The 13,688-nt window shown below is 66.4% G+C and carries 11 protein-coding genes and 2 pseudogenes; 5 read left to right on the top strand and 8 right to left on the bottom strand.

Annotated features, from left to right (window positions below; all coding sequences use genetic code 11):
• Positions 1-177: 177 nt before the first annotated feature.
• Entirely contained in the window at positions 178-1,158 is a 981-nt protein-coding gene (locus tag OG326_RS14785) for a fatty acid desaturase family protein (RefSeq protein ID WP_327145206.1), read from the top strand.
• Between the two features lie 355 nt (positions 1,159-1,513).
• Here the strand turns inward: OG326_RS14785 and OG326_RS14780 are convergent, their stop codons facing one another.
• The gene (locus tag OG326_RS14780) at positions 1,514-2,146 is read right to left on the bottom strand and encodes a response regulator transcription factor (RefSeq protein WP_327145205.1); all 633 of its coding nucleotides are present in this window, start codon (positions 2,144-2,146) and stop codon (positions 1,514-1,516) included.
• Positions 2,137-3,363, bottom strand: coding sequence for a sensor histidine kinase (locus tag OG326_RS14775; protein WP_327145204.1), 1,227 nt, complete (start codon positions 3,361-3,363; stop codon positions 2,137-2,139). The genes OG326_RS14780 and OG326_RS14775 overlap by 10 nt, the downstream gene beginning before the upstream one ends.
• Positions 3,364-3,689: 326 nt before the next feature.
• Between OG326_RS14775 and OG326_RS14770 the strand changes: the two genes are divergently transcribed.
• Together OG326_RS14770 and OG326_RS14765 are read left to right on the top strand one after the other, a co-directional pair.
• Complete coding sequence (locus OG326_RS14770; RefSeq protein ID WP_327145203.1) at positions 3,690-4,550, top strand: CPBP family intramembrane glutamic endopeptidase; 861 nt, start codon at positions 3,690-3,692, stop codon at positions 4,548-4,550.
• Between the two features lie 64 nt (positions 4,551-4,614).
• On the top strand, positions 4,615-4,911 hold the full coding sequence (locus tag OG326_RS14765) for a hypothetical protein (protein WP_327145202.1): 297 nt from the start codon (positions 4,615-4,617) through the stop codon (positions 4,909-4,911).
• Between the two features lie 7 nt (positions 4,912-4,918).
• Here OG326_RS14765 and OG326_RS14760 read toward each other — a convergent pair.
• The 3 genes and pseudogenes from OG326_RS14760 to OG326_RS14750 form a co-directional block, all read right to left on the bottom strand.
• A pseudogene (locus tag OG326_RS14760) lies at positions 4,919-5,332 on the bottom strand (beta-class carbonic anhydrase); the annotation flags it as partial.
• A gap of 24 nt (positions 5,333-5,356) precedes the next feature.
• A protein-coding gene (locus OG326_RS14755; RefSeq protein WP_327146491.1) for an IS3 family transposase occupies positions 5,357-6,771 on the bottom strand; the annotation gives its coding sequence in 2 pieces (ribosomal slippage) (positions 5,357-6,405 and positions 6,405-6,771; 1,416 coding nt in all).
• A 124-nt stretch (positions 6,772-6,895) separates the two neighbouring features.
• Positions 6,896-6,991 (bottom strand): annotated as a pseudogene (locus tag OG326_RS14750) (carbonic anhydrase); the annotation flags it as partial.
• A 240-nt stretch (positions 6,992-7,231) separates the two neighbouring features.
• On the opposite strand from OG326_RS14750, the gene OG326_RS14745 reads away from it, so the two are divergent.
• Both OG326_RS14745 and OG326_RS14740 read left to right on the top strand, forming a co-directional pair.
• A complete protein-coding gene (locus tag OG326_RS14745) occupies positions 7,232-8,236 on the top strand; it encodes an MHYT domain-containing protein (protein ID WP_327145201.1) in 1,005 nt (334 codons plus the stop codon).
• Between the two features lie 76 nt (positions 8,237-8,312).
• Entirely contained in the window at positions 8,313-9,905 is a 1,593-nt protein-coding gene (locus tag OG326_RS14740) for a Na+/H+ antiporter (protein WP_327145200.1), read from the top strand.
• Positions 9,906-9,914: 9 nt separating this feature from the next.
• On the opposite strand, the gene OG326_RS14735 is transcribed toward OG326_RS14740, so the two are convergent.
• The 3 genes from OG326_RS14735 to OG326_RS14725 all read right to left on the bottom strand — a co-directional run bounded on the left by OG326_RS14735 (position 9,915) and on the right by OG326_RS14725 (position 13,627).
• Complete coding sequence (locus OG326_RS14735) at positions 9,915-10,988, bottom strand: YdcF family protein (RefSeq protein WP_327145199.1); 1,074 nt, start codon at positions 10,986-10,988, stop codon at positions 9,915-9,917.
• 384 nt (positions 10,989-11,372) lie between these two features.
• Positions 11,373-12,197, bottom strand: coding sequence for an ethanolamine ammonia-lyase subunit EutC (gene eutC, locus OG326_RS14730; RefSeq protein WP_442791031.1), 825 nt, complete (start codon positions 12,195-12,197; stop codon positions 11,373-11,375).
• A 23-nt stretch (positions 12,198-12,220) separates the two neighbouring features.
• The gene (locus tag OG326_RS14725; protein ID WP_327145197.1) at positions 12,221-13,627 is read right to left on the bottom strand and encodes an ethanolamine ammonia-lyase subunit EutB; all 1,407 of its coding nucleotides are present in this window, start codon (positions 13,625-13,627) and stop codon (positions 12,221-12,223) included.
• Positions 13,628-13,688: the final 61 nt, after the last annotated feature.

The raw sequence follows: 13,688 nt of genomic DNA, 5'->3' as shown, positions 1-13,688 counted from the left end.
GCTCCGGCATCGACCGGCCGGCATTGTCGACGGGCGGAGGTGGCGTCTCGGGCTCAGTTCTCAGGAAGATTTATGTCGACACCTGCGTTGGTTCCCGAGTCATCTCCACGGTCGCCGCGGCGCGGCGCTGAGGGTGATTACGCCCGTTTGCTGCGCCAGATCTCCGATACGGGGCTGATGGACAGGCGTCCCGTCTATTACGCGATCCGGCTGAGCCTCGTCGGGGTCGCGTTCGTGGCCGGTTGGGTCGCTGTCGTCCTCATCGGGGATTCGTGGTGGACGCTGCTGGTCGCGGGGTTCATGGCGGTGACGTTCGCTCAGATCGCACTCGTCATGCATGATGTCGCGCACCGCCAGGTCTTCCGGCTCCGGCGGCCTACGGAGCTTGTCGGACGACTCGTCGGCAATGCCGGCATCGGTCTGGGTTACGGGTGGTGGCAGGACAAGCACACCCGGCATCACGCCAACCCGAACCACGAGGAGCTCGACCCCGATGTCGCGCCCGACATTCTGGTCTGGTCGCAACGGCAGGCACGGTCCAGCCGGGGTCTGGCCCGTCTCATCGGGCGGGCGCAGGCGTACCTGTTCTTTCCCCTGCTCTTGCTGGAGGGCCTGAACCTCCATCTGGCCGGCGTCCGTGCGCTCAGAAATCGATCGGTCAAACACCGCGTATTGGAGGGCGCACTGCTGTTCGGCCACTTCGCGGTCTACCTCGCCCTACTGTTCGCGGTGCTGCCCGCCGACAAGGCTCTCGTGTTCATTGCCGTCCACGAGGGCCTGTTCGGCCTGTACATGGGCTGCCTCTTCGCCCCGAACCACAAGGGCATGCCGACCTTGACCGGCGACGACCGTCCCGATTACCTCCGCCGCCAGGTGCTGACCTCGCGCAACGTCCGGGGTGGCGTGTTGACCGACCTCGCCCTCGGTGGCCTCAACTATCAGATCGAACATCACCTGTTCCCGAGCATGCCGACCCCGAACCTGCGACGCGCCCGGCTGATCGTCCGCGACTACTGCACCGAGATCGGCGTGCCGTACCACGAAACCGGCCTGATCTCCTCCTACCGCGAGGCACTGACCCACCTGCACCACGTCGGCGCTCCCCTCCGCACCCCCGATCGCCGCCCGGATCCCGAAGTGCCACAACACAATCGTTGAACACAATCTGAGTATCACGACACCCTGACGCTCCCTCGCCGCCAATTCCGCTCTCCCCCAGAGCGAATCAGCCGCGAGTGGGCTCTGGTGGTGGCGACACGCCGAGAAGGCCCACCGTCAGAGCCCACTCGGCGATATCGCGCAGTGCGACTCGGTTGGTCAGTGGGGCCAGCAGGCGGGGGCGGTGCTGTCCATCCAGCAGTCCGAGCTTCCGGTGGGGACCAGCAGGGGGCCGAACATTCCTAATGCCATCGAGATCAGATACATGGCTGTGGACCTTTCACAATGTGGGCTAGAAACGGGACAGTAGTTTGCTGTTGCGCAGGTGGGCAGCCCCGACTCCCGGGGGCATCTTTCAGCGGCTGAGGTAGGCCAGAACGGCCAGGACTCGGCGGTGGCCTGTGTCTTCGGCGGGGAGGTCGAGTTTGGTGAAGATATTGCCGATGTGTTTGTGGATGGCTCGGTCGGTGACGGTCAGGAGGCGGGCTATTTCGCTGTTCGCGTAGCCCTGGGCCATGAGTTCGAGGACTTCTCGTTCTCTGGCGGTGAGGGTGGCGACCGGGTCGTGGCGGGTGATGAGCTGGTCGAGAACCTCTGGGTCCATGACGGTTCCGCCCTCGGCGATGTGGTGCAGGGCGCGCAGGAAATCCTCGACACGGGCGACGCGGTCTTTCAGGAGGTAGCCGACGCCGGCGCCCGCGCGGAGCAGGTCTCGTGCGTAACTGTGCTCGACGTACTGGGAGAAGACGAGGACCGGCTGGCCGGGGACGAGGGAACGGACCCGGAGCGCCGCGCGAATACCCTCGTGGCGGAAGGTAGGCGGCAGCCGGACGTCGACGATCGTCACGTCGGGGCGATGTTCCAGGACGGCGTCGACGAAGGAGTCGCCGTCGGTGGTGACGGCCGCGACCTCGTGGCCCTCGGCGCGCAGCAGCAGCACAAGCCCTTGTGCGAGAACGACATTGTCCTCGGCGATCACTATTCGCATGGGCACGCCGCCCGCAGGATTGTGGGTCCGCCGGGTGGGCTGTCGACGGCGAGCAGGCCGTCGAGCGCCGCCACACGTCGTCGCATACCGGAAACCCCTGTCCCCCTGGATTCATCGACGCCGCCGCGGCCGTCGTCGCGCACCTCGACGGCAATGCACCCGTCGACCATGCGCACGTCGACGCTCGCGGCACGGGCTCCGGAATGCCGGGCGATATTGGTAAGCGCCTCGGTGACAACGAAATACACTGCCGCCTCCACCGCTGCAGGCGTGGCCGCGCCGACATTTACGCGCACCTGGGTCGGCACCGTGCAGCTCGCCGCCACTGCGGACAGCGCGCCGTCGAGTCCGTGATCGGACAGAATCGGCGGGTAGGTGGTGCGCAAAACTGTCCGCAGATCACTCATCGCCGCTTCCGCGCCCGATCGCGCCTGCTCCAGCAGCGGCGCGACCGCCGCCGGATCACGTTGCAGCACACGCAGAGCCAGGCCAAGGCGAAGCGCGAGGGAGACCAGATGCGCTTGCGTGCCATCATGCAGGTCGCGTTCGATGCGGCGCAGGTCGGCCGCGTGCGCGTCGACGGCGCCGGACCGACTGCTGCGAAGCACCGTGATCTCTTGCGCCAGCTGATATTTCGCACTCGGCCGCAGCCCGGCCCGCGATACCCACAGACCGGCGCGGGCGACCAGTGGTCCGCACACGATGGCCACCGCTGCCGTGATCACCGTTTGCGCGATCCCCACGGTGAACGCGGACCACCATCCAGTGATCGGCACATTCGCGACAACCCGGATCGGGTCGTGCGGCGGGAACAACCACCACAGCCAAATCGCCGCAAACGACATGACAGGCAGGAGGAAGATCGCGACACCCAGCAGGCCGAGCACAGTCCCGGCAAAGAGCATGACGACGGCCCAGCGGAGTTCACGCCACACCGTTCGGTCCGAGACAAGCGACGGCAGCCACCGAAATGGTCTGCCGATGGGAAATTCGGGCCCCTCCGCCACTCGAGCCAGCCGTTTCCGCTCGGCATCACCGATCCGTCCGAGCAACCACAATTGCGGCGGCACCAGCACGAATCCGATCCCGACGACGCAGGTGACAGACGTATAGAGCAGCACCGGCACCGCGATCACGGCGTACAGCCCGCGCCCCAGCGTCACCACGCTGGAGACACCCGCGAACCGGATCCGTTCCCACCACAACGCGACTGGCATCCCTCGAGTTTCGCATTTCCGCTCGAGCGTGACGGTGTAGCGGGCTACACCATCGACCTGGGAGATGATGACACCGCGCCCGATCGGCGAACTACCTGGCGTTGAACAGCAATCAAGCGCAAGATCTCAAGCCGAGGACGACAGCGGACACGACTCGACGGTGTGCCGCCGGACCGGGCGCGGCAGCGGATGATCGACTGCCTCGGTGTAGCGGGCTACACCATCTTTGCGGGTGATCACGTCACCGCGTCTAATCGATTGCGCTCCTAGCGTTTTCGAGTGTGATGAATAGACATTACTTGCGGGCTCCGGAAGCAGAACACCCGGTGGCCCAGCGAAGACAGGCCGTGAAAGAGCTGTGGTATTTCCTCCCCGCGACATACCTCGGAGCCTGGGTGGTGACCACACCGCTGTGGCTGAACGGATTTCGCCGGTCAGCGCCCTCGCAGCACGCGAATTCGCTGGCACAGGCGTGCCTGTTCACCATGATGCTCGTCCCCGCGGTGGTGGCGATCGCCCTGACACTGCGACGGCACCCGTGGCGCGGCGTGCCACGGGTGCTCGCACTCGGACTGCCCCGTCCACGCCGGCGCGTGATCGTCCAATGCCTGTGCGCGACTGCCGCATTGCCGGCGATCACGCTGGCCGGACTGATTCCCGCGACACTGCTGGGCGCCTATCATCCGGTCTGGCCCGAGTCCTGGTGGCCGGTGCTGGCTCTGCCGGTGTCGGCGGTGGTGTCGATTCCGCTGTACCTCGGCGAGGAGATCGGCTGGCAGGGGTACATGATGCCGCGGTTGACACTTCGCTTCGGCACCACAACCGGCATCTGCCTCGGGGGTGTGCTGTGGGGCCTGTGGCACCTGCCGATGACGGCCCTCGGCGGCAGTTATCCGGGGCACCCGCTCTATGTCGCCGTACCGGCAGCCGTGGCGGTGGCGGTGGGCGCCGGCGCCTTGATCGCGGTGATCCGGATCCATACGCATTCGGTCTGGCCCGCCGTCACGGCCCATCTCGGTTTGAACGAATTCGCACTCCCCCTGCCGCAGCTCACCTCGGCGCCGGACCACGTGCCCGATCCCCTCTTCGTCGGCCCCCTGGGATTGCTCACCCTGCCGATCCTGATCATCACCGCAGCAGCGGCTTTGTTCACCGTCAAGGGCCGCCGCGGCCAGAAAATTCGGTGACGCACCGGCATCACTCCGCCGCGCCGGGGCCGCGCTGTCGTAGTCGAACCGTATTGTCCGGAGCATGACCGATATCGCTCCCCTGGCCGCGTTCGCACGGGCGAAATTCGGCGATCCCGGTGTGCACGCCATCGTCCGGAACGGGCGCACCGTGCATGCTGTCGGACTCGGGCAGTGGGTCGGCACCGAGGAGGTGCCGGAGCTGCTGTGCCACACCGGGGTTGCGGGGTGGTCTCCCAACGCGTTGCAGCCGACCCGCGCCGGTGTCACCTGCGTTCGGTGTCTGCGGAGTCTTTACGGCGAGGGTGAGAGCGATCCGGCGCAGCTGTCGCTGTTCGGCAGGGATTGGCAGGCCGAATAGCGCCGTATCAGTCGCCCGCTACGACCTCGTTGAGTTTGCCGGTCGCCACGTCGAAGACGAAGGCGCGGATACTGTCCTTGTGCGGGATGTACGGGCTGGCGACGATGCGCGAGATGGATTGGCGGACATCGGTTTCCAGGTCGGTGAACGATTCCGCGGCCCATTCCGGCTTGATGCCGGTGTCCTGCTGGATGGCGGCTTTGAAGTCGTCGTCGGTGAAGGTCAGCATACCGCAGTCGGTGTGGTGGATGAGGATGATCTCGCGGGTGCCGAGCAGGCGCTGACTGATCGCGAGTGAACGGATCTCGTCGGCGGTGATCACGCCGCCGGCATTGCGGATCACATGCGCTTCACCGTCGGACAGGCCCAGGACCGCGTAGACGTTGATGCGCGCGTCCATGCACGCGACCACGGAATTTTTCAAGGTGGATGAGTCCAACGGGTGTTAAGCGGCTGTCGTGTCGGCCTCCTGGGTGGCGTCGTCGGCTGGTCGGTTGATCCAGACGGTCTCGGGTAGGTCAAGGATCTTCGGTGCCGTGGTGGTGCCGAAGCGGTGTGGGTGGCGGGCGCGGGCCTGGGCGAGCACGGCTTGGCGGGCGGCGGCCTTGTCGGTGGCCAGCCCGTAGTGAACGTCGGCGGGGGTGTGTAAACCGATGCCGGTGTGGCGGTGTTGGTGGTTGTACCACCCGGCGAAGGAATCCATGAATTGTCGTGCCTCGGTGAGTGATCGGAAACGTTCGGGGAACTCTGGACCGTATTTCAGAGTCTTGAACAGCGCCTCCGAAAAGGGGTTGTCATTGGATACCCGTGGCCGTGAATGCGAGCGGGTGACCTCGAGATCGGCGAGCAGAGCGGCGACCGATTTGGACGTCATCGACGTGCCCCGATCGGCGTGCACTACCTGCGGAATCCCGTGGACCCCGAAGATCTCTTTCATCAATTCCGTTGCCAGAACACCGGATTCATGATTGTGAACATGGACCCCGACGATGTAACGGGAGTAGATGTCGATCATCACGTAGGCATCGAAATACTGTCCCTTGACCGGGCCGGCGAGCTTGGTGATGTCCCACGAATACACCTGCCTCGGTGCGGTGGCGACCAACTCCGGACACACCTTGGCCGGATGCCGCGCCAACCGGCGCCGCTCCTTGACCTGCTTGTTTTCCCCTAACACCCGATACATCGTGGACACCGAACACAGGTAGGTGCCCTCGTCCAGGAGCTGGGCGAAGACCTGCAACGGCGCCAGATCGACGAACCCGGCACTGCCCAGTTTCTCCAGGATCGCGCGTCGCTCGAACTCGGAGAGCTTGTTCACCGGATCTGAAACCGGTTGCGGTACACCCGAACTCGGTGCCGCGGCGGCCTTACGGCGGCGGTTCGCGGTGGAACGCACCAGTCCCGTCAATACCGCCGCACGCCGAGTACCGGCTCCGGCATCGGTCAACGACATGTACGCGGTGGTCAACGCCTTCTGCGCTGCTCGTCGGAATCCGCTCTCTCGGAGAGAGATTCCAAGAGAGCGTGTGCTTTTCCCATGATGTCCAGGGCGGCCTCGGTAGTGACGAGACGTTTGTTGGCACGCGCTAATTCCGCTGTCAGACGTGCGATTTCGGCTTGCTCAGCGGTCAGTTTACCGACCTTCTCACCCGGTTTCTTACCGGAGAGGACCCCCGCGTCGCGCTGCTTGCGCCACTCGCTGATCTGCGAGGAATACAGCCCTTCTCGGCGCAGATACCCGCCACCGTCGCCGTGTTCGATCGCCTGCTCGTAGGCCTGCAGATACGCCAACTTGTCCGCTGCGCTGAACGCACGCCGCCGCTTCGGCTCGTCACCACGCGGCCCTGGAGAACCCATCCGCCCATTGTGGCCTTCGGCGACCGCGGCTCTTGTCCTGGTCATGAAATAGCGATCCGTCTCTCGCCCTGCATCTCCGATTGGCTCCGAGCCGGTGGACTCACCTCACCCTGACACGCAGGGCCACGGCAACACCCTGTGAGGGAGGCAGTGGCAGCGGCCCGGTGAAGGTGGCGGCGTAGGTCGAATTGTTTTGCAGGTACTGCTCGGTGGCGGTCATAGTGGTCTCCTGCGCTCGGTATGCGTCAATCCCTATATGTGCCGTGACTCACGGTAGGCATTCACGAGGGCAAAGGAACCGGTCCCGATCAGGGAGATTCAAACGGTTGCCCGCATCTGCAATCTCAGCCAGCTAACTTTCAGAAATCATGATGTTTCGATTTCCCAATCGGACAGGTGGCCGGTACTCTTCGCTCGCAAACGCGATCCGCGAAACCCCTGTTCTGGCAATGGAGTTCGAGTGCTGGAAATTCACCACTTCACTTACGGGTGGGTTACCCCCGTCGTGGCCTACATCATGTCCGTCACCGGCTGCCTGCTCGGGCTGCGTTGCACCGCCCGTGCCCGCGCCGGCGAAGGCCGCCGCGGCTGGCTGATCGCCGCCGCGGTCGCCATCGGCGGCACCGGCATCTGGGTCATGCATTTTGTTGCCATGCTCGGGTTTTCGATCCACGGCGCGTCCATTCGCTACAACGTGCCGATCACTCTGCTCAGCGCGCTGGTGGCGATCGTGGTGGTGTGGATCGGCCTGTCCGTCGTGGCGACCAGCCGATGGGGCGGCTGGGAATTGCCGGTCGGCGGCACCATTACCGGTCTCGGCGTGGGCGCCATGCATTACGCGGGCATGTACGCCATGAAATCGGACGCGATGATCGAATACAACGCCGGACTGGTCGCGGTGTCGATGGTCATCGCGGTGGTGGCCTCGATCGTGGCGCTGTGGTTCACATTGAATATCAATGGAATTCTCGCGACCATCGGTGCGGCATTGATCATGGCCGTGGCCGTCTGCGGCATGCATTACACCGGTATGGCGGCGATGAGCGCCCATCAGATGGATCACGCGAGCATGCCTTCGGGCGTGAGTCCGATGCAATTGCTGGCCCCGCTCATGGTCAGCGTCAGCATGGTGACCCTGGTGCTGCTCATTCACGTCGGACTGACCGAAGTGGACGAGGCCAATCGTATTGCCGAACCCGTTCGCCCGGAACCGGCGCGGCACGACCCGTGGTCCCTGCAGTCGAGCACGGTTGCGCGAGCGGGCAATTCGAATGACCCGGGCAGGCCCGCACCGAGCGGTTACGGTGCGGCGCAGAATCTCGGGCGCCCGCCGCAATATACGTCCCCGCATCAGCAGCCCGAGCCGTACTACCCGAGTCAGCCGCCGCTGTATGCCCCGGAACGGCCCGGCGCCTACCCGCAGGGCGGTCTCGGAATGCCGCCCGCCGGACCTTCGCCTTCCTGAGAGTCTCGCAGCGTAACTACTGAGAACACGGACCGGTTGGTCGACTTTCAGGCATATCGGCAGCAAACTGACGGGCGTGCACAGCCAATTCGAGTTGATCTTCGTGGTCCTGCTGGCGACCATCATCGCCCAACCGCTCGGACGGCGGCTGGGCCAGGCGCCCGCGGTGCTCATGACCGTCTTCGGCCTGGTCCTGGCACTGATTCCGCAGGTGCCGGATATTCACATCGAGCCGGAGTTGATCCTCCCGCTAGTGCTGCCGCCGCTGCTGTACGCCGCGGCCCGGCGCACCTCCTGGCGGTCCTTCTCCGAAAACTGGGGCGCCATCAGCCTGCGCGCGGTGGTCCTGGTCGCCGTGACGGCCGTGGCCGTGGCCCTGATCTTCCGCGCCTGGTATCCGGCCGTCCCGATCGGCGCCGCGCTGGCCCTCGGCGCCCTGGTCGCCCCTCCTGATCCGGTCGCGGTCTCGGCGCTGGCGGGCAAGCTCGGGCTGCCCCGCCGCCTGGTGGCGGTGCTCGAGGGTGAGGGCCTGTTCAATGATGTGACCGCCATCGTCATCTACGCGGCGGCGATCCAGGCGGTGGTCACCGGAAAATTCTCGGCCTGGCATGCGGCCGGGGATTTCGTGATCTCCGCGGTCGTGGGTGTGCTGGTCGGCCTGCTGCTCGGCTGGCTGGGCAGCAAGCTCATGCGGCGGCTCGGTGAGGCGCCGTGGCAGGTGGCACTCGGCCTGCTGCTGCCGTTCGCGGCCTATGCGCTCGCCGAAGCGCGCGGCGGTTCGGCGGTGCTGGCCGTGCTGGTGTGTTCGCTGTATCTCACCGATGCGGCAACGGATTTCAGCGACAGCGACTATCGGCTGGTCGGTGACTCCTTCTGGGAGATCACCGAAATGCTGGTCACCGGTTTCGCCTTCGGGCTCATCGGCCTGGAACTCAGTACGGTGCTTCGGGATGCGGGGCCGGACTGGCCGCGCTTCCTCGGCGGCGCGGCCGCGGTGATCGGCGTGGTGGTGGGGCTGCGGCTGATCTGGCTGCTGTGCACCACCGCCCTGTTCCGGAACCGTTGGCGCACACACGATGCCGATGAGCCCTACACCTGGCGGGAAACCATCGTGACATGGTGGGCGGGTATGCGCGGGGTGGCCACAGTCGCGCTGGCGCTGGCCGTTCCCTTGACCACCGATACCGGTGCGCCGTTCCCCGGCCGCTCCGAAATCCTGTTCACCGCTTTCGCCGTCGTGCTCTTCACCCTGCTTTTGCAGGGCACCACGCTTCCGCTGGTGGTGCAGGCGACGGGTGTGCACGCGGATACCGACGGCGAACGCAAGCTGGAACTGCAGTTGTGGACCCGGGTGCTCCAGGCCGAACTTGCTCGGCTGAAAGAGATTTCGACCACCGAGCGACTGCCCGAGGAGATCTACGAGCGGCTGCGGGACGGCTTCGAACGCCGGCTGGCGCAGGCCGATCCCGAAGCGGCGGACAGCAATGCGCGCATCGCCACCGACCGCACCGTCGCGTTCACCAAACAGATACGCGCCATCAGCGATGAGGTGCTGGAGGCCGGTCGCGCCGAGGCGATGGCTGCTCGCCGAGAGCCCGGTATCGCACCGGAGGTGGTGGATCGGGTGATGCGCCGCCTGGATCTGCGCACGAAGGCCGGTCGGCCGTAGAACGCATCGTCAATCCGAATCAACAAGCCCGACAGGAAGATACGAGTAGACCGTGGCCGCGGCGATCAGCGCGACGAGCACGCCCGCGACCACCAGATTGGCCCGCCGATGCGTGGACAGCATGGCGATGAACTCGCGCAGGAAGGCCGCGGGCACGAAGTAGCGTGCGGTCCGGGCGCCCGTCACCTGGGCGTCCAGATCGAGCCGGCGGGTCAGCGCGGCGGTGCGCATGACGTGAAAGTCGCTGGTTACCACCGTCATTCGCACATCCTCCGGCGCACAGCCGCGCTCGCGGAGCAGAGCCGCGGTGAAGCGCAGGTTCTCCCGGGTATTGCGGGATCGATTCTCCCGGACGATCCGTGCGGCGGGCAGTCCGGCGGCCTCGAGGTAGTCGGCCATGGCATCCGCTTCCGCGACCGTCTCGCCGGGACCCTGTCCGCCCGAGGTCACCAGCAGCGGGTCCGCACCCGCCGCCACCTCGTCGCGATACACCTCGATCGCCCGGTCCAGCCGGGAGGCCAGCAGCGGAGTGACGCGCCCGCCGGCCAGTCCACAGCCCAGCACGACCACCGCATCGGTGCCGGATTGCCGCGGAAGTCGTGCGTACAGCACCGCGTAGCCGGTGAATGCCAGCAACTGCACCAGCAGGAGCAGCCCGAGCAGCAGGAACGCCACGACCACCGCCTCCTGCCAGATCGAGGTCTCCGGGCCGGGATCCATGATCCGATAGGCCAGCAGCGGCAAAACCAGCAGTCCGATACCGGCGACGGGCGCGACGGCGGTGGCAATACGCAGCCCCTCGCGCCGAGTCAGCACCACACCGTTGGCGACCAATCCGATGCCCGCGGCCAGCAGCGACAGCGGTGGCAGCAGAATGACATGCGCCAAGGCGATTTCCAGGGCCAGCGTCGGATCCCAGTCGTGCACCGCCAGCAATGCCCACAGCGCGAGCAATGCGATCGCCGCCAGCAATATGAATCCGGTCGAGACACGCCGCGGGTCCTTGATGATCCGGAACGCCCCGAGCCCCGCCAGCAGCACAGCGCCGGCCAATAGCAGCGCCAGCACGATCGGTGATCTCACGGCAGCCTCCCCTCGGCGCGCGGCACCGGCTGTGCCTCGGTCGCAGCCGTCACGCTATGCGCAGTGTGCAGAATAGTTGCGCCGGGCACGCCGGAGGTCGCCCCACCCCCGCGCGCACAGGGAACTGTCAACACCGGCTTCGGCGATCACCCCGGCGGGCGCGGAACCGGTGCAACGCTCGACGAGGTTGCCGATCGCGGGTGTCAGTGATCGGCGCTGGGCGTCGCGCCCCTCCCTCAGTGTTGCTTCCGCCACTCAGGATCAGCACACAGCACCCAGATATGCGGCAAAGACCACTCAGCAGGGCCGCCTTGAAGGCACTGAGCTGAGTGCCGATTCGGTCTACTCCGCGACGACCGAGACCACGCCGCAGTCCTCGGCGAGCTACGCCGGATCAGCCGCTTCCAGGATCAGAGCCTCGCTGCCGGTCAGTGTGGGGTCGGCGGAGGTGTCCTTGAGGTCGACGCCGGAACGGCCCAGGCGGCGGGCGCCTTCGATGAGGCCGGAGGCGACCTGGGCGGCGCGGGTGTAGCCGAGGCCTTCGGGTGGGTGGATGTTGGAGATGCAGTTGCGTTCGGAGTCGGCGCGGCCGGGGCAGGGGAGGTGGGTGAGGTAGATGCCGAGGCTGTCGGCGACGGACAGGCCCGGGCGTTCGCCGATGAGGACCAGCAGGGTGCCTACGCCGAGGGCCTGGCCTATGTGGTCGCCCAGGGCCACCCGGGATTGAGTGGCGATGACCGGCGGGGCGAGGGTGTAGCGGTCGCCGAGGATTTCCGCGAGGGCGGCGAGCATGGGTACGCCGTGGTCGGTGAGGGCGCGGGGCGAGAGACCGTCGGCGAGGACGATGCCGATATCCGCGCCGGTGTACCGCAGCGCCGAAATCCCTTCGCGGGGCGCAGTATCCGTATCGGGAGCGGTCGCTGTATCGGACGGCAACCTGCCCAGGTCTGGGCGGCGGAGGTATTCGGAGCGGTCGGTTGCGCGGCTGCGGATGTGGACCGCTTCGCCCAGGCCGAGGGCATTCACTTGGGTGGCAAGGGCATTCACGTCGAGTGGGTTGTGTACGGCGTCGCGGGCGGCGGCGTGGGCGGCGCGCAGTTCCAGGACGTCGGCGGTGGGTAGGGCGTCGCCGGTGCGGCCCAGTCCGATGCGCGCCTGGGTGGTGCGCCGGAGGTCGGCCCAGAAGGCCCGTGCCGCAATGTCTTCGATGCCTGAGGGACGCAGGGATTCGTTCACGAGGCGCTCGCCAATCCGCGCAGGGGTGAGGAGAGGGGCGGGACCGGCAGGACGCGGCCGTCGGTTCCCATCATGCCGAGGCGTTCGAGCCAGGCGGCGAATTCGGGAGCGGGCCGCAGGCCCAATACTTTTCGGGCGTAGAGGGCGTCGTGGTAGGCCAGGCTCTGATAGCCGAGCATGACATCGTCCGCACCCGGAACGGCGATGACGAAGGCGCAGCCCGCCGCACCCAGCAGCGTGAGCAGATTATCCATATCGTCCTGGTCGGCCTCGGCGTGGTTGGTGTAGCAGACGTCCACGCCCATGGGCAGCCCGAGCAGTTTGCCGCAGCAGTGATCCTCGAGCCCTGCCCGGATGATCTGCTTACCGTCGTAGAGGTATTCGGGCCCGATGAATCCGACCACGGTATTGACCAGAAGCGGATCCAGCTCCCGCGCCACGGCGTAGGCGCGGGTCTCCAGGGTCTGCTGATCGACGGGCCGTCCGCCGGTGCCCAGGTGCGCACCCGCCGAAAGTGCCGAGCCCTGACCGGTTTCCAGGTACATGACATTGTCGCCGACGGTGCCGCGCCGCAGCGACCGCCCGGCCTCATTGGCCTCCCGCAGCAGCGAAATATTCACGCCGAAGCCGGAATTCGCACCCTCTGTCCCCGCAATGGACTGGAACACGAGATCCACGGGAGCGCCCGCCTCGATGAGCCCCATGGTGGTGGTGACATGCGAGAGCACACACGACTGCGTGGGAATATCGAACCGCTGCCGCACCTCGTCGAGCAGGTACAGCAGATCGGCGGTGGCCCGCGGCGAATCGGTAGCCGGATTGATCCCGATTACCGCATCACCGCAACCCAATAGCAATCCATCCAGCACGGCCGCCGCAATACCGCGCGGATCATCGGTGGGGTGATTGGGCTGCAATCGGGTGGCGAGGGTCCCGGGCAGCCCGACGGTGGTGCGGAACCCGGCGCGCACCTCGACGGCCCTGGCGACCGCGATCAGATCCTGATTGCGCATGAGCTTGCTGACCGCGGCCACCATTTCCGGTGTGAGCCCGGGCGAGACCGCGGCCAGCGTGCGCCCCGCCTCCGCCGTGGCGGCGACCCCGAGCAGCCAGTCCCGCAGCCCACCCACGGTGAGATGCGAAATCGCCTGGAAGGCAACCCGATCGTGCGTATCGAGAATGAGGCGCGTGACCTCGTCGGTCTCGTACGGCACCACCGGATACTCGAGGAAGGTGGTCAGCGGCACCTCGGCCAGCGCCCACTGGGCGGCGGCGCGTTCCGCATCGGATTCGGCCGCGCATCCGGCCAATTCGTCACCGCTGCGACGCGGGGTCGCCTTGGCCAAGAGCTCGACCAGCCCGTCGAAACTGTAGGTCGCGCCGCCGATTCGCTGGTGGTACATGGGCCCAATCCTCCGGAGCCCATGTTGCTGTGGTGTAACCGCGACTTTCCCTGGGCATTAC

This window comes from Nocardia sp. NBC_01327, from assembly GCF_035958815.1.
In the GTDB taxonomy this organism is placed as follows: Bacteria; Actinomycetota; Actinomycetes; order Mycobacteriales; family Mycobacteriaceae; genus Nocardia.
Note: the sequence above shows the minus strand (reverse complement) of the source record. Positions and strands in the feature narration are given on the sequence as shown.